The sequence below is a fragment of the Arthrobacter sp. G119Y2 genome (assembly GCF_038069765.1).
Classification (GTDB): Bacteria; Actinomycetota; Actinomycetes; order Actinomycetales; family Micrococcaceae; genus Arthrobacter_B.
Window position 1 is genome coordinate 528676 of the sequence record NZ_JBBPFS010000003.1, and the last position, 23640, is coordinate 552315.

25 protein-coding genes are annotated in these 23640 nt (G+C 66.1%); 10 read left to right on the forward strand and 15 right to left on the reverse strand.

Going from position 1 to position 23640, the window contains the following annotated elements; translation table 11 throughout:
• Positions 1-18 precede the first annotated feature (18 nt).
• Positions 19-984 carry an aldo/keto reductase gene (locus WKB88_RS09085; RefSeq protein ID WP_341394203.1) on the forward strand — a complete coding sequence of 322 codons (966 nt, stop codon included), beginning with the start codon at positions 19-21 and terminating at the stop codon, positions 982-984.
• 10 nt (positions 985-994) lie between these two features.
• Here the strand turns inward: WKB88_RS09085 and WKB88_RS09090 are convergent, their stop codons facing one another.
• Complete coding sequence (locus WKB88_RS09090) at positions 995-1387, reverse strand: VOC family protein (protein ID WP_341394204.1); 393 nt, start codon at positions 1385-1387, stop codon at positions 995-997.
• Positions 1388-1554: 167 nt separating this feature from the next.
• Here WKB88_RS09090 and WKB88_RS09095 point away from each other — a divergent pair, with 167 nt between their 5' ends.
• The 3 genes from WKB88_RS09095 (at position 1555) to WKB88_RS09105 (ending at position 4078) form a co-directional block, all read left to right on the forward strand.
• Positions 1555-2421 carry an aldo/keto reductase gene (locus WKB88_RS09095; RefSeq protein WP_341394205.1) on the forward strand — a complete coding sequence of 289 codons (867 nt, stop codon included), beginning with the start codon at positions 1555-1557 and terminating at the stop codon, positions 2419-2421.
• Between the two features lie 95 nt (positions 2422-2516).
• Positions 2517-3218, forward strand: a complete 702-nt coding sequence (locus tag WKB88_RS09100; protein ID WP_341394206.1) for a type 1 glutamine amidotransferase domain-containing protein — start codon at positions 2517-2519, stop codon at positions 3216-3218.
• Positions 3219-3229: 11 nt separating this feature from the next.
• Positions 3230-4078, forward strand: a complete 849-nt coding sequence (locus WKB88_RS09105; RefSeq protein WP_341394207.1) for an SDR family oxidoreductase — start codon at positions 3230-3232, stop codon at positions 4076-4078.
• Here WKB88_RS09105 and WKB88_RS09110 read toward each other — a convergent pair.
• From WKB88_RS09110 to WKB88_RS09155, 10 genes are all read right to left on the reverse strand, one after another.
• On the reverse strand, positions 4075-4863 hold the full coding sequence (locus tag WKB88_RS09110) for a glycerophosphodiester phosphodiesterase (protein WP_341394208.1): 789 nt from the start codon (positions 4861-4863) through the stop codon (positions 4075-4077). The genes WKB88_RS09105 and WKB88_RS09110 overlap by 4 nt on opposite strands.
• A 137-nt stretch (positions 4864-5000) precedes the next feature.
• A complete protein-coding gene (locus WKB88_RS09115) occupies positions 5001-5456 on the reverse strand; it encodes a DUF3817 domain-containing protein (protein ID WP_341394209.1) in 456 nt (151 codons plus the stop codon).
• Positions 5457-5665: 209 nt separating this feature from the next.
• The gene (gene rbsK / locus WKB88_RS09120; RefSeq protein WP_341394210.1) at positions 5666-6580 is read right to left on the reverse strand and encodes a ribokinase; all 915 of its coding nucleotides are present in this window, start codon (positions 6578-6580) and stop codon (positions 5666-5668) included.
• On the reverse strand, positions 6581-7603 hold the full coding sequence (locus WKB88_RS09125) for an aldose 1-epimerase family protein (protein ID WP_341394211.1): 1023 nt from the start codon (positions 7601-7603) through the stop codon (positions 6581-6583). It lies immediately after the preceding gene.
• A complete protein-coding gene (gene fucP, locus WKB88_RS09130) occupies positions 7590-8930 on the reverse strand; it encodes an L-fucose:H+ symporter permease (RefSeq protein WP_341394212.1) in 1341 nt (446 codons plus the stop codon). Before fucP ends, WKB88_RS09125 begins: the two co-directional genes overlap by 14 nt.
• A gap of 20 nt (positions 8931-8950) precedes the next feature.
• Positions 8951-9607, reverse strand: a complete 657-nt coding sequence (gene deoC, locus WKB88_RS09135; protein WP_341394213.1) for a deoxyribose-phosphate aldolase — start codon at positions 9605-9607, stop codon at positions 8951-8953.
• A gap of 95 nt (positions 9608-9702) precedes the next feature.
• On the reverse strand, positions 9703-10656 hold the full coding sequence (locus tag WKB88_RS09140) for a sugar-binding transcriptional regulator (protein ID WP_341394214.1): 954 nt from the start codon (positions 10654-10656) through the stop codon (positions 9703-9705).
• Positions 10657-10773: 117 nt separating this feature from the next.
• Positions 10774-12309, reverse strand: a complete 1536-nt coding sequence (locus tag WKB88_RS09145; RefSeq protein WP_341394215.1) for a tripartite tricarboxylate transporter permease — start codon at positions 12307-12309, stop codon at positions 10774-10776.
• Positions 12309-12935 (reverse strand): tripartite tricarboxylate transporter TctB family protein, encoded by a 627-nt coding sequence (locus WKB88_RS09150; RefSeq protein ID WP_341394216.1) that lies wholly within the window; start codon positions 12933-12935, stop codon positions 12309-12311. The genes WKB88_RS09145 and WKB88_RS09150 overlap by 1 nt, the downstream gene beginning before the upstream one ends.
• Positions 12932-13990 carry a Bug family tripartite tricarboxylate transporter substrate binding protein gene (locus WKB88_RS09155; RefSeq protein WP_341394217.1) on the reverse strand — a complete coding sequence of 353 codons (1059 nt, stop codon included), beginning with the start codon at positions 13988-13990 and terminating at the stop codon, positions 12932-12934. Before WKB88_RS09155 ends, WKB88_RS09150 begins: the two co-directional genes overlap by 4 nt.
• Before the next feature lie 162 nt (positions 13991-14152).
• Here WKB88_RS09155 and tcuA point away from each other — a divergent pair, with 162 nt between their 5' ends.
• From tcuA to WKB88_RS09170, 3 genes are all read left to right on the forward strand, one after another.
• Positions 14153-15637, forward strand: coding sequence for an FAD-dependent tricarballylate dehydrogenase TcuA (gene tcuA / locus WKB88_RS09160; RefSeq protein WP_341394218.1), 1485 nt, complete (start codon positions 14153-14155; stop codon positions 15635-15637).
• Between the two features lie 116 nt (positions 15638-15753).
• On the forward strand, positions 15754-16434 hold the full coding sequence (locus tag WKB88_RS09165; protein WP_341394219.1) for a GntR family transcriptional regulator: 681 nt from the start codon (positions 15754-15756) through the stop codon (positions 16432-16434).
• Positions 16435-16523: 89 nt separating this feature from the next.
• On the forward strand, positions 16524-16889 hold the full coding sequence (locus WKB88_RS09170) for a hypothetical protein (protein WP_341394220.1): 366 nt from the start codon (positions 16524-16526) through the stop codon (positions 16887-16889).
• Positions 16890-16914: 25 nt separating this feature from the next.
• Here WKB88_RS09170 and WKB88_RS09175 read toward each other — a convergent pair whose 3' ends face one another.
• On the reverse strand, positions 16915-17823 hold the full coding sequence (locus tag WKB88_RS09175) for a DUF5996 family protein (RefSeq protein ID WP_341394221.1): 909 nt from the start codon (positions 17821-17823) through the stop codon (positions 16915-16917).
• Between the two features lie 122 nt (positions 17824-17945).
• Here WKB88_RS09175 and WKB88_RS09180 point away from each other — a divergent pair, with 122 nt between their 5' ends.
• From WKB88_RS09180 to WKB88_RS09190, 3 genes are all read left to right on the forward strand, one after another.
• Entirely contained in the window at positions 17946-18929 is a 984-nt protein-coding gene (locus WKB88_RS09180; protein WP_341394223.1) for a nucleoside hydrolase, read from the forward strand.
• A gap of 159 nt (positions 18930-19088) precedes the next feature.
• Entirely contained in the window at positions 19089-20393 is a 1305-nt protein-coding gene (locus WKB88_RS09185) for a multidrug effflux MFS transporter (protein WP_341394224.1), read from the forward strand.
• 74 nt (positions 20394-20467) lie between these two features.
• Positions 20468-21439: an acetylxylan esterase gene (locus WKB88_RS09190; protein ID WP_341394225.1), complete on the forward strand. Its 972-nt coding sequence runs from the start codon at positions 20468-20470 to the stop codon at positions 21437-21439.
• A 4-nt stretch (positions 21440-21443) separates the two neighbouring features.
• Here WKB88_RS09190 and WKB88_RS09195 read toward each other — a convergent pair whose 3' ends face one another.
• Genes WKB88_RS09195 through WKB88_RS09205 form a run of 3 tightly spaced genes read right to left on the reverse strand, consistent with a single transcriptional unit; the run spans position 21444 to position 23498 of the window.
• The gene (locus tag WKB88_RS09195) at positions 21444-21896 is read right to left on the reverse strand and encodes a hypothetical protein (protein ID WP_341394226.1); all 453 of its coding nucleotides are present in this window, start codon (positions 21894-21896) and stop codon (positions 21444-21446) included.
• The gene (locus tag WKB88_RS09200; protein WP_341394227.1) at positions 21896-22984 is read right to left on the reverse strand and encodes a serine hydrolase domain-containing protein; all 1089 of its coding nucleotides are present in this window, start codon (positions 22982-22984) and stop codon (positions 21896-21898) included. The genes WKB88_RS09195 and WKB88_RS09200 overlap by 1 nt, the downstream gene beginning before the upstream one ends.
• A 1-nt stretch (position 22985) precedes the next feature.
• Positions 22986-23498 (reverse strand): ArsR/SmtB family transcription factor, encoded by a 513-nt coding sequence (locus WKB88_RS09205; protein ID WP_341394228.1) that lies wholly within the window; start codon positions 23496-23498, stop codon positions 22986-22988.
• Positions 23499-23640: the final 142 nt, after the last annotated feature.

Consider the following 23640-nt stretch of genomic DNA (forward strand, 5'->3'; position numbering starts at 1 on the left):
TGGAGAACGGGACGGCTAATGAGCAGCAACCAGACAATGGACCGCATCCGCCGCACCGGTGCGCTGGGCTTCGGGACGGCGCCGATCGGCAACCTCTACCGTCCAGTGCCGGAGGCAGAGGCCCTCGCCGCGGTCGACACTGCATGGCAGCAGGGCATCCGGCATTTCGACACCGCGCCGCACTACGGCCTGGGTCTGGCCGAGCGCCGCCTCGGTGAAGTGCTCTCCGGCAAGCCGCGCGACAGCTATCTGCTCTCCAGCAAGGTCGGCCGGCTCCTGCGCCCCAATCCCTCACCGCAGGGCAGGGATCCGGAGGAATTTGACGTTCCGGACGATCTGACCCGGATCTATGACTATTCCCGCGACGGCGTGCTGCAGTCCATCGAGGAGAGCCTGGTTCGGCTGGGCACCGACCGGCTGGATGTGGTCTACATCCACGATCCGGACGAGCACTGGGACGAGGCCATCTCGGGAGCGGTGCCGGCGCTGTCCGAGCTACGGGAGCAGGGCGTCATCGGCGCCTACGGTGCGGGCATGAACCAGTCGGCAATGCTGGAGCGGTTTGTGCGGGAGGCCGACGTCGACGTCGTGATGCTGGCGGGCAGGTTCACTCTGCTGGAACAGGCCGGAGCCCGGAGCCTGATCGCAGCGTGCAGGGAGCGGGGGGTCGGCATCGTGGACGTGGGCGTCTTCAACTCCGGGCTGCTGTCCAAGGACCGGCCTGCCCCCGATGCGACCTACAACTACGCCCCCGCTTCCCCGCCTGTGTTGGAGCGCGCCAACGCGCTGGCTGACCTCGCCGAGAAACACGGCACTACGCTGCCGGCCGCCGCCCTCGCCTTTCCCTACCGGGAACCGGCGGTGGCCGCCGTCGTGCTGGGCATGCGTTCCGCCGAGCAGGTGGAACGCAACGTCCGCCTGCGGGACGCCGTCATTCCCGAACAGTTCTGGCAGGACGCAGCCGCCCTCGGCTACATCAGCTAGCCGCGGGCCGTCAGGATTCCTGTGAGGGCAGCGTAGGCGGAATTTCCGGCAGCTCCTGCAGCGACCACTGGTTCCCGTCCGGGTCACTGAAGTAGACAAAGGTTCCCCAGTCCAGCGGGGTGATTTCGCTGGCCTCCACGCCGTGCTCCACCAGGTGCTGCCGCGCCTCCGCCGCGCTGGGCACCACCACCTGGATCCGCTGCGTGCCCGGTTCCATGTCCGTGGTCCCCGGACCGATCACCACCGAACACGCCGAGCCGGGAGGCGTCAGCTGCACAAACCGCAGCTCCGGACTAGTGCGCTCATCGAAGTCGGGGTTGAAGCCCACTTGGTCCACATAGAACGCTTTGGAGGCGTCCACGTTGGACACCGGCACGGGTACAAGCTCAATTTTCCAGTCCATGCCGTCCACGGTAAAACCGCGGACGACGGCGGGGAACACTGCCGCGGTCAGATGCGGTCCGCAACCGGCAGTCCGTTCGCCGCCGGCCGCCGCTGGTCGTCGCCGGTCAGGGTTCAAACGTCAGTGTGCTGAGGAATAAGCCCGGTATGCCCTGTGTTGCCGCCTATATGACAGAGCAGAGCGTATCCCCCGTCCCTCCGACCATTGATCTCAAGGACCTGGGCACGGTCCGCCGTCTGGGCTTCGGCGCCATGCGCATCGTCGGCCCCGGCGTCTGGGGCGAACCCGAAAGCCGCGGCACCGCCGTCGACGTCGTACGCCGTGCCGTGGAACTGGGCGTGGACTTCATCGACACCGCCGATTCCTACGGGCCGAACATCAGCGAGGAAATCATCGCCGAAGCGCTGTACCCGTATCCCGACGGCGTGCGGATCGCCACCAAGGCCGGCTTTGTGCGCACCGGACCGGACGTCTGGGTGCCGCTGGGCCGCCCCGAGTACCTGCGCCAGCAGGTCGAGCTGAGCCTGCGCCGCCTGAAGGTGGACTCCCTGGACCTGTTCCAGCTGCACCGCATCGATGCCACGGTTCCCGCCGAAGAGCAGTTCGCCGTGCTGCGCGACATGCAGCAGGAGGGCAAGATTAAGGCCCTCGGCCTGTCGCAGGTCTCGGTTGAGGAACTGAAGGCCGCCGGCGAGTACTTCACGGTGTCCACCGTGCAGAACCGCTACAACCTCACGGACCGCTCCTCCGAGGACGTGCTGCAGTACGCTGAGGACAACGGCATCGGCTTCATTCCGTGGGCTCCGATTTCCGCCGGCGAGCTCGCGCAGCCGGGCGGCCCCGTAGCCGAGGCCGCCAAGCGCCTGAACGCCACCGATTCCCAGGTGGCCCTGGCCTGGCTGCTGCGCCGCTCCCCCGTAATGATGCCGATCCCCGGCACGGGTTCCATTTCGCACCTCGAGGAAAACCTCGCGGCGGCGGACCTGGTGCTCGACGACGCCACCTACGCAGAGCTCGACGCCGCCAGCAAGTAAGCAGCGCAAGCTGCCGAAAGGCACCGACAAACACAGCACCACCGCCGGACCGCATCCGGCACGCACCACATTTCCCCACCGAAGGAGTACACCCCATGGCTAATATCCTCATGGTTGTTTCAGCAGCCGATTCCCTCACGATGAAGGACGGCAGCGAGCACCCCACCGGTTACTGGGCTGAGGAGCTCGTGGAATCGCACCGCGTGCTGCGCGAAGCCGGCCACACCGTCCGCATCGCCACCCCCAACGGCGCCAAGCCCACCGTGGACCAGGTCAGCCTGGACCCGCAGCAGGCCGGCGGTGAGGAAAAGGCAGTGGCCTTCTCCAACTACCTCTCCTTCATCGACGCCGAGCTGTCCTCGCCGCTGGTCCTCGCGGATGCGGATCCGGCGGAGTACGACGCCGTCGTCATGCCGGGCGGGCACGGCCCCATGGCGGATCTGGCTTTCGACAAGGATCTGGGACGGATCCTGATTGCAGCCGACAGCAACGGAAAGATCATCGCCCCGTTCTGTCACGGTCCGGCAGGTTTGCTGAGCGCCGAGACCGAGAACGGCGACTTTGTTTTTGCCGGCCGCAAAATGACCGTGTTTACGGATGAGGAAGAGCTCGGCGGCGGCACCGGGGAGAACACCCCCTGGTTTGTCGAGGACGTGCTGCGCAACAAGGGCGCCGAAGTGGAGACCGGTCCCGCCTGGTCCAGCTTCGTGGTCCGGGACCGGAACCTGATTTCCGGCCAGAACCCGCAGTCCAGCGAAGACGTGGCCAAGGCCGTGCTCGCGGCACTGGCCGAGTAGGACTGGAAATAGTGACCGTCCTGATTGCCGGCTGCGGCGATCTGGGCACGGAAGCCGGCCTGCGGTTCGCCGCGGCCGGCTTTTCCGTGCTCGGGTGGCGCCGCTCCCCGGAGAAACTTCCGTCCCCGATCAGCGGCCGCGCCGCGGACCTGACCGATCCGGACCTGCCGCCTGTCCCGGCTGATACCGACGTCGTCGTCATCGCCGTGGCCGCCGGCAGCCGCAGCGTTGAGGCCTACCGGGCGGCCTATGTGGACGGCACCGCCAACGTCCTCAATGCCCTGGAGCGCGACGGCGTGCACCCGCGCCGCATCCTGTGGGTCTCCTCCACCGCGGTGTACGGCGACGCCGGCGGGAACTGGGTGGATGAGCAGACGCCGGCCGCGCCGGCCTCGGACACGGGCGCCGTCATCCTCGAAGCGGAGCAGCTGCTGCACCGGCGCCGGCCGGATGCCGTGGTGCTCCGGCTCGCCGGCATTTACGGGCCGGGCCGCACCCGGCTGATCGACTCGGTGAACGCCGGCACCGCCGTCGTGCCCGCCTCCCCGCAGCTGACCAACCGGATCCACCGCGACGACGCCGCCGCCGCGATCGTTCATCTCACCACGGCGGTGGCCGATCCTGCCCCGCTGTATGTGGGCGTCGACAATGAGCCGGTGGATCTGGCCGAGGTACTGCGGTTCCTGGCCGGCGAACTGGGCACGGAGCTGCCGGCACCGGCGGACAAGGAATCCAGCCGCGGCGGGGACCGCCGACTCTCCAACGCCCGGCTGCGCGGCACCGGGTTCGAGTTTGCCTGCCCCACGTTCCGGGAAGGCTACCGGGCGGTGCTGGCCGGAGAGGGAGTCCGCCACCCCTAGCTCGGGGTGCTGCCCAACAGGTCAACGAGGGCGCCGGGGAAATCCGTGATGATCGCGTCCACGCCGAGATCGAGCATCCGGGACATCTCCGGGGCCTCGTTGACCGTGTACACCCACAGACCCAGGCCGGCGGCCCGGATGGCTTCAGCCCCCGAGGCGTCCAGCGAGTGGTGATCCGCAACGATTCCCTGCAGGCCGCGGGCGGCACCTTCGGACAGCAAGGCCGCGTCCGGAACCGTTTCGACCAGCTGCCACACGGGAATGCCCGGTGATTCCAGCGCAAAGGCGCGAACTGCCGCGGGGTCAAAGGAGCTGACCGCAACGGGGTGGTGCCGGAGCAGGCGGATCCAGTCCGGTGCTGTCAGCGCGGCGGCGAGGGCTGCCTCCACGCCGGGGGATTCGTGCGGGGCCTTGATTTCGAGGTTGATGCCCAGGCCGAAGCCGACGGCGGCGGGCAGGTCGGCCAGGAACAGAATCCCTTCCCCGGCGAACTGCGCGCCGAACCAGGAACCGGCGTCCAGCCGCCGGAGTTCGGCTGCGGTGAAGGAGGTGATGGGAGCGTCCGCGCGGTCCGGAAAGACCTCCGCCACGTTGGTGGTCCTGCCTCCGGTGCCGTCATGGAAGAGAAACAGCTCTCCGTCCGCGCTGAGGCGGACGTCCGTTTCCACCATGTCCGCCCCGGCGGCCACCGCCTGGGCGAACGCCGCCGCGGTGTTTTCCGGTGCCAGTCCGCTGTTGCCGCGGTGCCCCACCACCAGCGGTCCGTGTCCGTTGCCGACTGCCATTGCCGTACCCACTCCCTCAACTGCTGGTCTTGTCCTTCTCACACTGTAGTTCCGGCAGGCACCAAACTCCCTGCAACGGCAGAAGGTGCAGGCCCCGGTGACGGGATCTGCACCTTCTGTGTACCTGGCAAGAGGGGTCAGCTGAATGAAACGGGCGGCCCCAGGACCAGGAGCACGCTGAAGACGACGGCGACGGCCGCCAGCACCACGATCACTGAGATTGCCGGACGGCGGAGCACCACGGCCTGGACCTTCTCAGGGAAACTGGCCGGTGACTCGCCGCCCGGGGCCAGCCGCCAGCCGCCGTCGAGCTTTCCCCTGCGGTCCATTGTCCGCTCGAAGGGGATGGTGGCGTACGGAATGACCGCCGTGGCCAGGCCCAGGAGAATGGTGGCCGGCGACCACTTTTGGTTGACGCCCACAAAGACGGTGCTCACGGCGTAGGACAGGAACACGAAGCCGTGCAGCCCGCCGAAGATTGGAGTGAATGCCTCGTTGTCCAGGACGTACTTGGCGAACATGCCGGCCAGAAGCAGGGTCCAGGTGACGGCCTCGGCAAAGGCCAGGGTGCGGAACAAGGTGCGGGGTGTCATCGAGCTCTCTCGGTCGGGAGGTGCTGCTGCCATACCGCCGGTTAGATACCAACGGGTTGTCAGTATCGTACCGCGGCGGGTGCCTCGGTCCCCCATGGAAACGTGGCCGTGCGAGCAAGATCAACCGTTTGATGGACCCGCGGCCGGATGAAACGGACACCGGCCGGCCACCCCGCAGGATGACCGGCCGGTGCCCTCCGCCCATACTGCTAGCTGCGCCCGGAAGCCGCGGTGAACTCCGGCAGGGTGGGGTACGACGTCTGCGTGCCCCGCCGGGTGACGGAGACGGCCGCGTACTCGTTGGCCGTCAGCAGCGAACCGCGGACGTCCCCGGTCTGCACCACGCAGTGGCTGAAGCAGCCAATGAAGGCGTCCCCGGCACCGGTGGTATCGAGCGCCTTCACAGCGTGACCCTCGATCAGCTCCTCGGTGTCGGCGGTGAGCCAGAGGACACCGCGGCCGCCCATCGTGACAATGACGTTGCGGACCCCCTTGGCCAGGATGGTGCGGGCCGCGGCGCGGACCTGGTCATCGGTGTCCACCGGCATTCCGGTCAGCAGCGCCAGCTCCGTTTCGTTGGGCACGAAGTAGTCGCACTTGGCGACCTGGCTGAAGTCCAGCTCGGCGGTGGCCGGGGCGGGATTGAGCAGGACGGGGATGCCGTTCCGGTTGCCGAAGTCGATGGCCGCATACACGGTCTCCAGGTTCACCTCGAGCTGCAGCACTATCAGCGAACACTGCGCGACGGCGGTGCCTGCGTTTTCGATGTCAGCGGGCGTGAGGAACGCGTTGGCGCCCTTGGCGATCACAATCGAGTTGCGGGAGTTCTCGTCCACGAAGATCGGCGCAACGCCGCTGGGGCCTTCGGAGGTCAGGACGTAGGTGGTGTCGATGCCGTTGGCCTCGAAGTTGGCCCTAGTGGTTCCAGCGAACACGTCGTTGCCCACGCGGGTGACCATGAGCACCGAGGAGCCCATCCGCGCGGCGGCGACGGCCTGGTTGGCACCCTTGCCGCCGCAGCCCATCTGGAATTCCGCGGCCTCCACCGTTTCGCCCTCTGCGGGCATGCGGTTGAGGTAGGAAATCAGATCCACCATGTTTGAGCCGATTACTGCGATGTCCATCTAGGCCTCTTCTTTAATACCGGTGCTGACATGGAAGGAGCGGGTCTGACCGGGAGCCAGCTCCACGAGGGTTCCCGCAGCCTGGGCAGCGAGGAACCCTTCCGGACGCGATGTTCCCGGCAGAACAAACGCCGCCGTCCTTTGATCTGCGTTGTGGAGCAGCCAACGGGTGGCCACCGGGAAATCCGTGCTGGAAAAACGGGTGCAGCAGGTGATGCCGTCGGTGCGCTCCATCCGGAACTCCAGGTCTTCACCGTATCTGCCCAGCTCGTCGGCGAAGTACACGACCTCCGGGTCGTACTCCCCCGGGGCGTCCAGGACGTCGGTCCGGGCGGTGCCTGCCCTGATTGCTTCGTTGTATGCGGTCCACTGCGGTGTCGGTGTCACGTGCGCCGGCACGCTGTCGCGCAGCGCAAACGCGCCGTCGGGCAGTGACTGGCTCATGCGGGCACCGTCGGCGTAGGCGTAGTTCAGGTGGCACATGTACTGCAGCGGCATGGTGCGCGCCGCTGAAAGATTCCGCACGGCCAAGTCGATGTCGAACATGGCGGCCCCGACATGAAGGCGGACCGCGGGCACTGCTTCGTAGTGGTGGCCGAAACCCTTGACGTATTCATAGCGCCCGGAGACCGCGGCGGACTCGGCGTCGACCTCCAGCCAGGCCTCGTCAAAGTCCGCGCAGGCGAACTCCCCGTGCAGGGGATGCTCGTCGGCGGGGCCGGGGCAGCCGTTGGCCAGCAGGCCCGAGTGGAAGCCGAAGCAGCCGTAGGTGTCTTCGATCAGCGTGCTGTTTTTCGGCTGGGAGAAGGTGGAATCCATCCGCAGGCTGACACCGTCGAACTCCGCGTCCCAAATAATCTGGCCCAGAAACGGGAGCACTTCCACCCGCCCGCGGGAGTTGCTGACGGTCACCGATTCGACACCGCTGGGATAACGGAAACCGGTCACGGTGAATTCAGCGGATTCGGCCAGGGTCACGACAGCCGGGGAAAACTGTTCCCTGCGCAGGTTAATGCGATACATGTTCGCCCTTCCCTGCTGCCGATGGTGCAACTGGTGCCAATGGTGCCGCTTCGGTTCGGTGGAGGTGCCGGAAGTGCGCGAGGACCGCCAGGAAGCAGAGCAGCGAAACGACGAAGGCCAGCTGCATGGAGCCGGTCAGGTCCGAGACCAGGCCCTGGAGCACCGGAATGACCGCGCCGCCAACAATGGCCATGATGAGGACCGCGCCGCCCGTTTCGGTGTGGCGCTTGTCTTCGATCGAGTCCAGCGTGCGGCCGAAAATGGTGGCCCAGCAGGGGCCGAACAGGCCGGAGACCAACACTGCCGCCCACACCGCGCTCATGTTGGGTACAAACATCACGTACACCATGGCCAGGCTGCCCAGGGCGGAGAAGGCGATGAGGACCTTGTTCACGTCGAAGCGGGCCATCAGGAAGTTGGCCACGACCTTGCCGGCGAAGAACGCGGCGAACGCGAAGACCATGTAGTTGGTGGCCGTGCGTTCGTTGAGGGAACCGTCCAGATCCAGGGCCAGCCGGATGGTGAAGGACCAGACGGCGGTCTGCATGCCCACGTACATGAACTGGGTGAAGATGCCCCGCAGGAAGGCCTTGTTGCCGCGCAGGTAGGCGAGGGTTTCACCGATCCTGGCCGTGGCCTCGTGCGTCTTGTCGCGCAGCGGTTTGCAGTGCGGGAACTTCGTCAGCGCCACCACGATCAGCACCACCACCAGGATCATGATGATGTAGCGGTACGGCAGCAGGGTCCGCTGCAGCATTTCGGAGCTGAACGCAACCTTCTCGGACTGCGTCATGCCGGCCATCTGGGCGTCCAGCGAATCCCCCTCGGTGAAGACGAGGTATTTGCCGAGCAGGATGCCCAGGATGGACCCAATGGGATAGAAGGTCTGCGAGATGTTCAGGCGCAGGGTCGAGGTCTTCTTCGGGCCCAGCATCGTGGAGTAGGTGTTGCAGGCGGTCTCCAGGAAGCTCAGGCCAACGGCGATCGCAAAGAGCGCCACCAGGAACATGCTGTAGGTGGCCATATGCGAGGCGGGGAAGAACAGGGCACAGCCGAGGATGTACACGGCCAGGCCAATCATCACGCCGACCTTGTAGGAGAACCGCTTGATGATGCGCGAGGCCGGAATGGCAATGATGAAATAGCCCGCGTAGAAGGCCGACTGCACAAACGCCGTCGCCATGTCGCTGAGCGTGAAGACGGATTTGAACTGCGTGATGAGGATGTCGTTGAGGCTGGCCGCGGCACCCCACAGCGGGAAGCACAGCGAGATAAGCAGGAACTGGAAGTACGGAATGCGGCTCAAGTAGCCATCCGCCTGCTGCACGGATGAGTTCTTGATCAGCACTACTCGGCGCTCCCGGCCAGAATGCTGGCTCCGGCGGAGGCACCGATGCGGCTGGCACCGGCGTCCACCATGGCCGCGAGGTCTTCCGGTGTCCGGACGCCGCCGGAGGCCTTCACTCCGAGGTCCGGACCGACCGTCCGGCGCATGATGCTCACGGCTTCAACGGTGGCGCCGTGTTTGGAGAATCCGGTGGAGGTCTTGACGAAGTCTGCGCCTGCGGCGACGCAGCGGCGGGAGGCCTCGGCGGCCTGGTTGGCATCCAGCAGGCAGGTTTCCAGAATGACCTTGACCAGCACCTTGGTGCCGGCTGCCTCGACGACGGCACGGATGTCCGCTTCGACGTCGTCCCACATGCCGGCCAATGCCCAGCCGATGTTGATAACCATGTCCACTTCGTCGGCGCCGTTGGCGACGGCGTCGGTGGTTTCAAACACCTTTACGGCAGTGGTGGAAGCTCCAAGCGGGAACCCGACGACGGTGCAAACCCCAACCGGGGTGCCGGCGGCGGCGCGGTGGGCCCGGGCCACCCAGGTGGGGTTGACGCACACCGTCTTGAACTCGTGTTCGATGGCTTCCTGGACAAGGGTGTCGATCTGCGTGGCCGTTGCCGTCGGGGCAAGCAGTGTGTGATCGATGAGCTGCGAAATTTTCGACATTGTGAGCCTCCTCATTGAGGGATTTCCCTCACTGTAGGAGTGGCTTGGAACACATGTCAAATTGGAGTTTTACAAATGTATCGACCAGCCCGGAGTCAGGACGCCGCGCGCTGCCGGGCCTGGCGCAGCACCTTCCGCGCGGTGTCCGCGTCGATGACAAGATGGGTGGCGTATCCGGCGCGCAGGGCGGCCTCGATGGCGGTGACCTTCTCCTCGCCGCCGGCCACGAGCAGCCGGGTTCGGATCCCCCGCAGGTCCGCCAGCGTGATGCCGACGGTCCGCTCGTCCAGCTGCGGCACACAGGCGTTGCCGTCGTCGTCGAAAAAGCGGGAGCAAATGTCCCCCACGGCACGGGCGGCGATGCCGGCTTTCTCGGTTTCGCTGAGATAGCCCAGGTTGAACAGCATCGCGTCGGGGCGGATGGCACCCACGGTGAAAACCGCGACGTCGGCCTCCCGACCCATTTCGATAACCCGGCGGATGTGTTTTTCACCCTCCACGAGCTGCTTGACTTCCAGGCTCTCGAAGATCACCGGCAGCGGCAGGGTGCGGGCAAATGCACCGAAGGCGTTGCAGAACAGGGTGATCGTCTCGAAGTCATTGGTGGCCCGGCTGGTATAGGAGACACCGCCCTTGAGCTGGATGATTTCCACCCCGCGCCGCTCCTGCGGGCCGAGGTTCTTGGCCACGGAGTACATGGTCTGACCCCAGGTAACGCCCACCAGGTCGCCGTCGTTGACGTTGTCCGCCAGCACGGCCGCTCCGACCTTGCCCAGCTCGGCGGTCAGGTTGGTGCCGTTCTCCGGCAGCACGGCCAGCCGCACGCCGTCGAGCCCGAACAATGACCGCAGCTCGGCCGCCAGCGAGGATTCCTGCTCCCGCGGATCGTGGATCGTGATGGTGACGTAACCGCGGTCCTTGCCGTACTGGATCAGCTTGGAAACCGTGGGGCGGGACAGGCCCAGCCGCTGCGCCACCTCGCTCTGCGAGAGACCGGCTCCGTAATAAAGTTTGACCGCATCCAGCGCCTGTTCGTCCCGTGCATCCATAGTGCCCCCGTCTTTGCTTCTCCCCATGAGTCGCACACAGGAAATTCTCCCATCCCCGGGACGCGGGCGGGACCGGCCGCTGCCGGTGCAGCTGCCGGTCCCGCTGTTTACCGTTGATCAGACGGTCGCGGCCAGCTTGCCCTCCTCGGCGGCGTCCCGGCGGCGGTGGCGCAGATGCTGCAGGGCGCTGATAACCAGCGCGCCCGCAAGTACGGCGTAGAGCGTGATCGTGATGGGGCTGCCCACCAGGATGCCCAGGTCCCCTTCTGAGACGGCCAGCGCGCGGCGCAGTTCGGTTTCCGCCATCGGGCCCAGGATTACCGCAATCAGCACCGGTGCCAGCGGAATGCTGTAGCGGCGCATCAGGAAGCCCAGCAGGCCAACCGCGATCAGCAGCCACAAATCAATCAGCGACGAACTGACCGCATACACGCCCAGCACGGAAAACACCGTGATGCCGGCATACAGGTAGTGGCGTGGAATGGTCAGCAGCTTCGCCCACACGGAGGCGAACGGCAGGTTGATGATCAGCAGAATCACCAGGCCGATGAACAGCGAGGCCAGCAGGGCCCAGACCAGGTCGCCGCTTCGCTCAAAGAGCAGCGGCCCCGGCTGCATTCCGTACTGCTGGAAGGCTGCGAGCATAATGGCGGCAGTGGCCGATGTGGGCAGTCCGAGCGCCAGCAGCGCACCCATGGCGGTCCCCGCCGTCGCGTTGGCGGCGGCTTCCGGAGCAGCAAGGCCCTTGATCGAGCCGGTGGTGCCGAACTCCGGATCCTTGCGCCGCTTGGCCAGCTGCTTTTCGGTGCCGTAGGCCAAGAAGGTGGGAACCTCAGCGCCGCCGGCCGGAATCAACCCAAACGGTGCGCCAAAGGCGGTCCCGCGCAGCCACGAGGGCAGTGCCTTGCGGAAATCCTTGAAGTTGATGCGGGCGTTTCCGCCGGCGTTAATTCGGGTGGCCACCGGATCCCGGTGGATGCGTGAGGCCACGTGGAACACCTCGCCCAGGGCCAGCAGGCCAACGGTAATGACAATGATGGAAATGCCGTCGAAAAGCTGGGGCAGCCCCAGCGTGAACCGGGCGGTTCCGCTGGGTCCGTCGATACCCACCAGGGCCAGCGCCAGGCCGATGCCCAGGGCGCCGACACCGCGGATGACGGATTCGGAGACCACCGCTGAGATGGCAAGAAAAGCGAAGACTGCCAGGGCAAAATACTCGGCCGGGCCGAAGACGGTCGCCAGTCGCACCAGCGTGGGGGCAAAGAACACCACCAGCGTGGTGGCTATCAGCCCGCCGATGAACGCGCCGATCGCCGCGGTGGCCAGAGCCTTGGCGGCCTGCCCGTTCTTGGCCATGCGGTGGCCTTCAAAGGTTGAGGCAATTGCCGAGGAGTTGCCCGGGGTGTTCAGGAGGATTCCCGCGGTCGAGTCCCCAAACAGCCCGCCAAAGTAGATGCCGGCAAACATGATGAAGGCCGCGGTGGGTTCCAGGGAAAAGGTCACCGGAAGCAGCAGGGCCACGGCCATTGCCGAGCCGAGCCCGGGAAGAACACCGACGGCGGTGCCCAGGATCGCGCCAATCAGCACCCAGAGCAGGTTGACCGGGGTCAGCGCGGAGGCGAACCCTTCCATAAGCAGTGCAAGCTGATCCATCAGAGCATTCCTCCCAGGAAGCCGGCGGGCAGGTTTAGGCCCAGGCCGGCATTAAAAGCGAGCTGGACGGCGGAAGCGAACAGCAGCGAGACGCCGACGTCGAAGAGCGGCCGTTTGCTGCCCATGGCGTAGCAGATCACCCAGAACAGGAAAGCCGCGCTGAGGATCCAGCCCACGATATTGAGCATCGCGGTGAAGGCCACGACGCCCCCGATCACCAGGCCCACGGTCCGCCAGTCCGAGTAGGTCTTGTAGGTGGGATGGTCCCCCTCGTCGTCGTGCAGGGTTTCAAACTCGTGTTCGCCGGAGAGGTCATCGAGCATGGCCCCGGAGAAGTTGCCGCGACCGGGATGGATGCGGGTGTCGGGAATGTTGGGGCGGCGGATCACCTGGATGGCCAGGGCGGTGGCCACCGCGTAGAGGGCGATGCAGACCAGGACCGGGAAGAACTGCGGTCCCGGAGAAGCGGTGCCCTGCACGTTCATGGTGGCGGTGCCGATGGTCAGGAAGATCGCCACAGCGTAAAGTACGGCCACGACGATCAGTTCGCTTCGGCCTTCCAGCGGGGGGCGGCGCGCCGGCGGTGACTGCCGGACCGGGGCCGGCTTGTCCTGGGCGAGACTCATAGTCCGAGCTCCTTTACGATTCCTTGTGCCGTGGTAACTTCTCCGTCGATGAAGTCCTCGAACTCCTCGCCGGTGGCAAAGCTGTCTGTCCAGCTGTTGCGCTCGAGGGTGTCCCGCCATTCATCCGATTCCCGCATTTCAGTGATGATCGAGACGAATTCCGCTTTTGCTTCATCCGTAATGCCGGGGGCGGCCACTACTCCGCGCCAGTTGGACATGGACACGTCCACGCCCTGCTCCCTAAAGGTGGGGACATCCACGCCGTCGAGCCGTTCCTCGGAGGAGATGGCCAGGGCACGGAGGGTTCCGGCTTCAATCTGGTCCGCCACCTCGTTGTACCCGGACATGCCGGCGGCTGTGGTGTGGGAGAGCAGCGACGTCAGGGCTTCGCCGCCGCCGGAATAGGCAACATAGTTCACGGTGCTCGGATCCATGCCGATCTTCTGGGCGAGCAGGCCGCTGAGCAGGTGGTCGATGGAACCGAGCGAGCCGCCGCCGATGGAATTGGCGCCCGGGTTCGCCTCCCAGGCGGCGAGGAAGTCATCTAGCGTCTCGAATTCCGAATCCGACGGCACCACCAGTGCTGCGTAATCGTCGGCGAGCCGGGCGATGGGGACGACGTCGGCCATGGACTCCGGATTGTCTGCCAGTTCGATCGCTCCGATCATGACTCCTCCGGTGACCAGCAGCGCATCCTCGCGGCCGGGAGTCTGGACAAACTGGCTTAGCCCGATGGTGCCTCCGGCTCCGGGAACGTTCACCACCTGCGGATTATTGACGATGCCGTTGCTGCGCAGCGCCTGCTGGGATTCGCGCGCGAATCCGTCCCAGCCTCCGCCGGGGGCTGCGGGAGCAATGAGCGTGAGTTTGCTGCGTGCGGTGGCGGTGCCTCCCGATGCAGCTGCATTAACGAACGCCAGGATCGTGACCACGGCGACGACCAGGGCGAAAGCCCCCGTGCGGATGGACTTTTTCATGTCTTCCCGTTCCATTACTTCGTTGTCGGACGGACAGTCCTCGGTGGATGGCGGATCGTTGTACACAATCACATACATACACCCGAGTGACCTAAGTCACCCACAATAAGGCAGTGTGAAACAAGTAACAATTGTTACTGAAGTAGTTCGAATTTGACGGGAAGTGCGGTTCCCATAGAATCGGTTCCGTTCACTAAAACTTTGTATACAACGGTATGCAACAAGCTTCAGGAGCAGCACATGGCAGTAGAAGGCACTTCCGGGTCCGTCAGTGCGGACGTCATTGTGGTGGGGGGCGGCAACGCAGGTTTTACTGCGGCCCACGCTGCTGCCGAACGCGGACGCTCGGTGATCCTGCTGGAGAAGGGAACGGAAGACCTCTCCGGCGGCAACAGCTTCTACACTGCCGGCGCCACCCGCATTGCGCACGGGGGCCTGGCAGACCTGGCCGGCCTGATCGAGCCCGATGACCGCCATGACTCCACCGTGGTTCCTCCTTACTCTGCAGAGGAGTACGCCTCGGACCTGGCCAAGGTCACCGAAGGGCGGAACGATCCGGAACTCACCGAGGTGCTGATCTCCGAAAGCCAGTCCACGCTCCGCTGGCTGAACAGCCTGGGCCTGAAATACCGCCTGATGTACGAGCGTCAGGCCTACGAGCGCCCGGACGGCAGCTACCTGTTCTGGGGCGGGCTGCACGTGGGCAACGTGGGCGGCGGGGAAGGCATGATGGCGGACCACACCCGCGTGGCCCGGGAACTCGGCGTCGAGATCCGCTACGCCAGCCCGGCCACCCGTCTGGTGCTCGACGGCGACCGGGTCACCGGCGTCGTTGTTGACGGTCCGGAAGGCGAGTATGAGCTCAATGCAGAATCCGTGATCCTCACAGCGGGCGGCTTTGAATCCGATCCTGCCCTGCGCCGCGAATTCCTCGGCGAGGGCTGGGAAAACGCCAAGGTGCGCGGCACTCCCTGCAACACCGGGGATATGCTGCTGGCCGCACTCGAAATCGGCGCCGCACGCGGCGGCGACTGGAACACGTGCCACAGCGTGCAGTGGGACGCGTTCACCGAGAACAACGAAAGCAACCGCGAACTGACCAACCGCTTGACACGGCAGAGCTATCCGCTGGGCATCATCGTCAACCGCGACGGCGAGCGGTTCCTGGATGAAGGCGCGGACTTCCGGAACTACACCTACGCCAAGTACGGCAAGGAAATCCTGAAGCAGCCGGGTTCGGTGGCCTGGCAGCTTTTTGATGCCACCCTGCGGCCCATGCTCCGGGCGGAGGAGTACGAGATGCCCGGCGTCTCCGTGGAAACTGCCGGCACGGTCGCCGAGCTCGCCGCCATGATCGGCATCAACCCGGAAGCGCTGGAAAAGACCGTAAGCAGCTTCAACGCCTCCATAGACCGCAGCATCGACTTTGATCCGAATGTGCTGGACGGCCGCGCTGCGCAGACCGAGCCGGTGAAGAGCAACTGGGCCGTGCCGCTGGAAACCGGACCGTTCTACGCGTACGGCGTCACCTGCGGCATCACTTTCACCTTCGGCGGCCTCAAGGGTGACACCTCCGGCCGGGTGCTGGATGCCGAGGGCAACCACATCCCCGGCTTGTTCGCCGCAGGTGAGATGCTCGGCGGACTGTTCAGCACCAACTACCCCGGCGGTTCCGGCCTGGCTGCCGGTTGTGTGTTCGGACGGCGGGCCGGCTCCCTGGCCTAGCATTCACCCGGGGACCTGCGGTGCAGGTCCCCGGGCAGGGCTCCCGTAAAGTTGGCTCCGTCAGTTTTGGTTTTCCGCACGCCCCTCTCTTCCCTCCGCACTTCCTAGGACGCCCAATGGCTCAAGCAACAGCACGCATTGACGGTGAGGCCATCTTCGCGACCCTGCGCAGCGAGATCCTCTCCGGCGTCCACCAGCCGGGCACCCCCATGCGGGAGACCTCCCTGGCGGAGCGCTTCGGCGTCTCCCGCACACCGGTCCGGGAAGCCCTGTCGCGCCTCCAGCAGGAGCGGCTGCTGGAAAGGGTCGCCCGCGGGCTGCAGGTTCCCCAGGTGGAACCGGCCCAGGTGATCCAGATTTATGACATGCGCATCCTGCTGGAGGAGGAAGCCGCCGGCCAGGCCGCCCGTGCCCGCCAGTTCACCGACCTGATGCGTCTGGAAGCGCTGCTGGAACGGGACCGGCAGCTGAAGGATCCCGATGACTACACCAGGATCACCACCAATCTGGAATTCCATGCGGCCGTGTGGAAATGTGCGCACAACCCCATCCTGACGGACCTGCTGGAGCGTCTGTCCACCCACTTGGTGCATGCTCCGCGCTCCACGCTCTCGGTGGACCAGCGCTGGGATGCCGCCCTGGACGAGCACGCCGCCCTGATCAGCGCCATCGACGACCAAGACGTGGACGGTGCCCGCGCCATGGCGCGCACCCACATGGAAACCGCTCGCAGCATCCGCCTGCAGCTTCTGCGCGAGAGCGCCCTCGAGCAGCCGCTGCCTCCCTACAGCCGGTAACCGTGCCGGCCGGCTCCGGCGCCGGAAACCAGGTAGTCCCGAGCCATGGCAGCCTGCCGTTTCGACAGCGCTTCCGGATAGGCTCAGCCATGCTCACTTTCATCAAGTCCCTGCCGCAGCCGCTCAAGGCGCTGTACGTTCTGGCTTTTGCCGTCTTTGGAGTGGGGTTCGCGGCGAGCATTGTTCAGATCGCCACGTCAGACGGCGCCGCCGGCGTCTTCCCCCTGTGGTTTGCCGCGATGGGCGCCGTCATCGTGCTGGTCGGGGTTTGCCTCGCCGCCGATCTCCGGTCTTCCGCCCGGGCGACCGCAGAGGCTGCCAGGGACTACCGGCCCATGGGCATGGTCAACTCGCGCCCCTTTGCGCCCTCGCCGGGATTCGTGCGTCTGATCGGGGTGTTCTTTGTGCTGGCCGGATCCGTGTTCGTCTTTATCGCTGTGACCAAGTTCCGGTGAACTCAGGCGAGCCGGGGGCCGGAAGCTATTTCCGGTACGTCAGCGGTTCGGTGATCCAGTCCAGGTCCTTCCACCGGTCCAGCCGCTGCAGGATGTTGAAGCTGGAGCGGCAGAACTCCCCCACCGCCTGCTGCGGATCCGGAGACGAAAAAGCATCCTCCAAGCTGAAAACAAACTCGCTCTCCGTGGACAGGAACCGCGCCTTCTGCGGCATCAGCATGGTTTCGTAGCTGCCGATGGTGGCCAGGAACGGATAGGGCAGTGCATAGAAGGACGGCTGCGGGGTCTTGTTGTCCCCGGGCCAGAACCCGAACTCGCAGAACCGCTCGTCGAAACTGTTTTTACCGATCTGGTCCGATCCCGAATACGGCGCCGGCTGGCCGCTGAAGACGTTGCCGGAGAGGTCCATGGTGCCGAACCAGAAGGCGGGCATGTCGACCTTCCCACGCATGGGGGCAAGGAATCCGGCCAGGGAACGGTAGGCGAACTGCAGGTTGGCCAGGAACAGCTCCACGGCCTCCCGGTCATAGGAGTGGTGTTTGGTGTCCACATCAAAGGGCGTGGGATCGTAAAACTCCTGCGGCGCGGTGCTGATGGGCGTGGGAGTGCCGATGTAGTCCAGCGCCCCCAGCAGTTGCCGGTGGAAGTCGGCGACGGCCAGCCCGTCGATGAGGGGAATCCGGATCCGCCTTCCGCGGCTGTTCTGCACATCCACATGGTGCTGCATGAGGTTGAAGTAGATCTCAAAGTTGCAGTCCTCCGCCGGGATGATGCCGGTGCCGATGCCCTGGAGGCTCAGGTCCAGCCGCACGTGCGCCCATTCGGGGCGTTTATAGCTGCGCTCCAGCTTCACCTTGCCGGCCATCTGCAGGAACATGTGCAGGGTATCGGCCGTGTCCTGCCATTCCGGGTAGTTCAGGAACTTCTTGTCCATGGCGTTCACCTCTCGAAAGGCGGTGCGGCGGAGTTCTTTACAGTGTGTGGCGCGGGCGGGAACCGGTCAACGGCAGGGTTCCGGCTGGCTACACTGAAACTCCAACCTCCGAAAGCCGCCGCATGAGCCCCTCCTCCCCCGCCCGCACCGCCGTGATCGCCGACGTCGACACCGGCCTGGACGACGCCCTCGCGCTGGTTTTCCTGGCCCGGGACCCCCGGATCGATCTGCTGGCCGTGTCGTGCGTGGCCGGCAACACCAACGTGGACCAGGTGCTGCGCAACACCCTGGATGTGCTGAACGCCGCCGGTTCCGGCAGTGTCCCCGTGGCCCGCGGCGCGGAACGGCCGCTGATCAACGATCCGAGGAACGCCCACGCCTTCCACGGCGCCAACGGCTTGGGCGGGCTGGAGCTGCCGAAAAGCCCGCACTCCCCCAGCCCGCTGGCCGCCGTCGAACTGATGCACCGCACCGTCGACGAGGCCTCGGCCCCGGTCACCCTGCTGGCGCTCGGCCCGCTGACCAACGTCGCTCTCTTCCTCCGGGCGTATCCGCAGACAGCACGGAAGCTGGAGCGCATTGTGTTCATGGGCGGCTCGGCCGGGATCGGCAACGCCACCTCCCATGCCGAATTCAACGCCTGGCACGATCCGGAGGCCCTGGCCATCGTCATCCACAGCGGCATCCCCACCGTCATGTACGGGCTCGATGTTTTTGTCCAGGCCACCCTGACGCCCGAGGAGTACCTGCCGCTGGCGGACGCGGACGACGACGGCGCCCGGCTGGCGGGCGCCATCCTCGCCGTGGGCGGGCGGCGCGGCGAGTCCGACCCGCAACGGGTGACGATCGGCGACGCCGGTGCCGCCTGCCTGGTGGCCGTTCCGGAGACGGTTCAGCTGGAGCGCTATCCGGTGCGGGTCGAACTCACCGGCCACAGCCGGGGCCAGACCCTGGTGGACCGCCGGCTGCAGCCGGGCGAAAGCGAACACCACGGCGACGCCGGCCCGGTGCCGCTGATCGACGTCGCCCTGGGCCTGGATCACCAACTGATGACGCAGACGTTCCTGGACACCGTCCGCCTGGGCACCGCCAAACGTGGCGGGTAACACTGCCGGGCACTCTTGTTCACGGGCGCTGCCCGACCCTAGGCTGAACAAGGGTCTATTTGTGCCGCAGCCGGACAAATCGAACCCGCACGTCATTCGCGGAACCATCCCCGCCGCGACAGCTAAAACACTCCACCCCACTGCAAGGAGCGCTTCCTTTTGAGCAACCCCGCCAGGGCCCAGGGCACCCGGGCCTCGTACCGTCCGGGATTCAAGTACATCCTGATGCTTGGCGCACTGGCGGCTCTTCCGGCCGTCACCACCGACATGTACCTGCCGTCGCTGCCCACCGTGGCGTCCGATCTGCAGACCAGCCAGGCGGCAGCCCAGTTCACCATGTCCGGAACCCTGATCGGCGCCGCCGTCGGGCAGCTGGTCATCGGGCCGTTTTCGGACCGGTTCGGCCGGCGCCTCCCGCTGCTGATCGGCATCAGCCTGCACGTCATTGTCTCGCTGCTGTGCGCCGTCGCTCCCGGGATCGGCACCCTGATTGGGCTTCGGGTCCTGCAGGGGTTCTTCAACGCAGCCGCCGGCGTGGTGGCCATCGCCGTCATCCGTGACCGGTTTGTCGGCTCCGACGCTGCCCGGCTGCTCTCCCGGCTGATGCTGATCATCGGGCTGGCCCCGCTGCTGGCCCCGACCATCGGCCAGGCGGTGGCAGGCATCTGGCAGTGGCGGGCGGTGTTTGTGGCGCTGGCCCTGATCGGGCTGATTCTGGTGCTGATTGTCTGGCGCTTCATGCCGGAAACCCTCCCCGCCGAGCGGCGCCGCACCAGCAGCGGGCCGGGCGCCTTCCGCGGGTACCGGGTGCTGCTGCGGGACCGGCACTTCCTCGCGCTGGCCTTCATTCCCGGCCTCGGCATGGCCGTCATCATGAGCTACGTGGTGGGATCCCCGTTCGTGTTCCAGGACGAGTACGGCCTGACGGCGGGGCAGTACGCCCTCGTGTTTGCGATTAACGGCGCCGGGATGGTCCTTTCCGCGCAGGCCAACGCAGCCCTGGTCCAGCACGCCTCGCCGATGAGCATCCTGCGCATAGCCGTCCCGATTCTGCTGGGGCTGTCCCTGCTGCTGCCGGTCCTCATCATCACCGACCTCGGCGGCGTGTTCGGCCTGGCCGCGGGCCTGTGGCTGGTGCTGGGCATGCACGGGCTGATCGCGGCCAATGCGACCGTCATGGCCCTGGGCAACTACGGCCACATGGCCGGATCCGCCGCCGCGATGATCGGCGCGCTGCAGGTGGGAGTGGCCGGCGTCGTCAGCCCCCTGGTGGGAGTCTTTGGCGGAAAGGCGCTGGCCATGTCGGCGGTCATCATCGGCTGCTGCGTGCTGATGACGCTGATCCTCGCCGCTGCCACCCCGGCGTACCGCCGCGGCGGAATGGCGAAGCTGGAGGCTTCCGGCAGCGCCGGTGCGGTGCCGGAACCCGACGCCGCACCGGAAGCGACCTCCGGCCAGGCTTAAACCCAGCGAAGCATGCTGCACGGCACGGGTGCCACGTGAAATATGTTCCTCCTCACAACGATTAGGATTCCTTCATGTACACAGATCTGCCCGCAGACCAGCTCGCGGCATACACCAGTTCCCAAATCCGCCCGGCCGACTTCGAGTCGTTCTGGGAGAACACGCTCGCCGAGGCGCGGTCCCATCCGCTGAACCTCACGGTCACCGCCGAGCCCACCGTTTTGGCCACCGTGGACGTCTACGACGTCCAGTTCAACGGGTGGAATGGGGAACCGGTCCGCGCCTGGCTGCGCATGCCGCACGGGATTACCGAACCGCTGCCGTGCGTCGTTGAGTTTGTCGGCTACGGCGGCGGCCGGGGCGAACCGCAGGATAACCTGCTGCTCGCCAGTTCCGGCTTCGCGCACCTGCAGATGGACACCCGCGGGCAGGGCGCCGGCTGGAGCCGGGGCGCGACGGCGGACGGCGCCGGCAGCGGCGGCCCGCAGGTTCCCGGTTTGATGACAAGGGGCATCCTGGATCCGCAGACCTACTATTACCGGCGGTTGTTCACCGACGCCGTCCGCTCGGTTCAGGCCGCCCGCGAGTTGGATTGGGTGGATGCAGACCGGGTGGCACTCACGGGCATCAGCCAGGGCGGCGGCGTCGCACTGGCCACCGCTGCGCTCTGCCCTGACGTACGCGCCGTCGTCGCACGGGTTCCCTTCCTCTGCGATTTTCCCCGCGCCCTGCAGATCACGGATGCCTATCCATACCGGGAGATCTGCGATTTCCTGTCCATCCACCGCACCGAAGCCGCACGTGCCCAGCAGACGCTGCAGTACTTCGACGGCGTGAATTTCGCCCCGCAGGCTCAGGTTCCGGCGATGTTCGCGGCCGGGCTGATGGATGTCACCACTCCCCCGTCCACGGTGTACGCCGCCTACAACGCATACGCCGGGCCGAAGCAGATCACGGCCTGGCCCTTCAACGGTCATGAGGGCGGCGGACCCGAGGATGACATCGCCGCCATCCGGTTCCTGCGCAAGATGACCGCCGCCGGCTAACTGCCTACCCCACGGCAAAGGAGAGAACGACGACGGTGGCCAGCACGGCCGCTCGTGTTGCCACTGCCCGCCGGCCGGGTTCCTTCTTCTTCACCTTTCGCGACGGCCTGGTCCGGACCGTTCCTTCATTGCCGGGTTCGGTACTGCCGGGTTCGGATTCCTCGAAGTCCAGCAGCCCGGCGTGTGACGGCAGCACCGGCCAGCGGATGACAGCTCCGGCGACTGCGACCGACAGAGCCGCCATCGCCACCATCCACAGCAGTGTTGTTCCGGTGCTCCACGGCACCACGAGGCGGAAAAATGCGGCGGTTGCAGCGGCTTCCAGAAGGCTGGACAGGAGGGCCATGCGGCTGATGTCGGGTGCCCGCTCACCCAGATTCCATGCCGACCGGGCCACGGCAAGGCAGGTCACGGCAAGGACTCCGGCGAGGAGCCAGGAGATGAGTGAAATAGGCATCAGATGCCCTCCTTCAGCAGTGTCAAAGCGGCTTCTTCCTGACCTGTTGCCACATTCGAGAAGATAAGCACCGCCCGTCCGGCGTCGCGGTCCAGCGCGGCCATGGAAGCGAACCCTCCGGTCATGCCGTTGTGCCAGGTTGCGGCCTGTCCAGGTGTCTCGGATGAGACTTGGGTGAACCATGCCAAGCCCACTTGTTCGCCGTCGTCGCCGGTGTCCCACAGCGGGTCAAGCGCCGAGGCTCCCGGTGCGGTGCCCGCCAGCAACGCCTGCGCATAGCGGGCCATATCGGCGGCGGTTGAGCGAATTCCGCCGGCTGGGGCGGTGCCGTTCGCCGTCCAGGCCGCCTGGCCCAGCCCTCCCGAGCCGCGGCCCGTCGGAGCTCCGGGACGCAGGTTGTCAGCGGTCACCGGCGCGTAGGTGTCTTTCATGTCCAGCGGACCGAAGATGCGCTGCTGCAGCAGATCGGGGTAACTCATGCCCGCCGCCTTGGCGAGAAGTTGCCCCAGGAAGGCGTAGCCCAGGTTGGAATAGTTGACGCTGCCCCGTTCACCCACCGGCGCTGCCTGTGCCCGTTGGAGGACATCCGCGGGCGAGGCCGTGTACGGGTCGCGATGCAAGTAGTTTCCTAGCAGGAGCGAAGCCATCGACGCGGGATCGGTGGCCAGGCGGGGAAGCCCGGAACGGTGGCTCGCCAACTCCGCCAGAGTGACGGTGCCGATTTCGGCGTCCGGGTCGGCGAGGTCCGGTCCCAGGATGTCTGCGACCGTGGTTTCGAGCGTGAGTTCTCCGCGTTCCACGGCATCCGCCAACAGAGCAGCCGTGAAAGTCTTGGACACCGAGCCAATCTCGAATTCGGTGTGTTCGTCGGCGCCGAAGCTGGCGAACCGGACGGTGCCGTCCTCGAGGTAGGCCACGCTGACCCGGTCCGCTGGATTCTTCAGCAGGGGCCGGACGGCTTCGGCCAGCGCCGGGTCCCCGGAAACCTCCGAGGACAGCCGGGGCGACCAGGGCGCCGCCAGAAGTCCGCAGGCCAGGACGGCGGTGGCAGTCAGGATTCCTGCAATTGTTCGTGCTCGTTTGCGCATGTCAATTACCTCCGGAAGCAGCGGTCAGAATGGCCAGCAGCGGGATCACCCGGGCCGGCGGAATCCGGTAACGCGAGCGGGCGTGGGGAGAGAGCCAGCCCGCGGCGGTCAGCTGGTGGACGTGGTGATAAATCTGGCCGGAGGTCCCGGAGCCCAGCTCCTCCACCAACCCCGCGACGGTCTCGGTTCCGCCAAGCACCGCGCGCAGGATGGTGAGCCGGACGGGGTGGCCCAGGGACGCCAACGAGTCGGCGAACCGGGCCCAGTCGACGTCGAGCAGGTGCGCGGTCTCCAGGCCGTACTGGTACTCGTAGCGCGCGCCCGCCGCAGTGCTGGCGGTGCCGGCAAAGAGGATGGCGCCCGGATCGGGATACCGGCTGCGCACTCCGTTGAGAGCCCAGAAGACATCGCCCTCGTCGGTTGCCGGCGCCGGCTCCCGATTGCCGCCCAGCTGCTCCAGGGCAGCCACGCGCTCCTCGAGCGCCTGCAGCCGGTCCTCGCGTTCTGAAGTCATGCCTAAGAATTACGTAATTACGGACGAATTACAAGCATTCCGTAATCGCCCCTTCCCCGAAATGGCAGAAAGTGCCCGTCTCAGCGCTGAGACGAGCACTTTCTGCCATTTCGGCGGGGTTGAGTGGGGTGGGGTTGAGTGG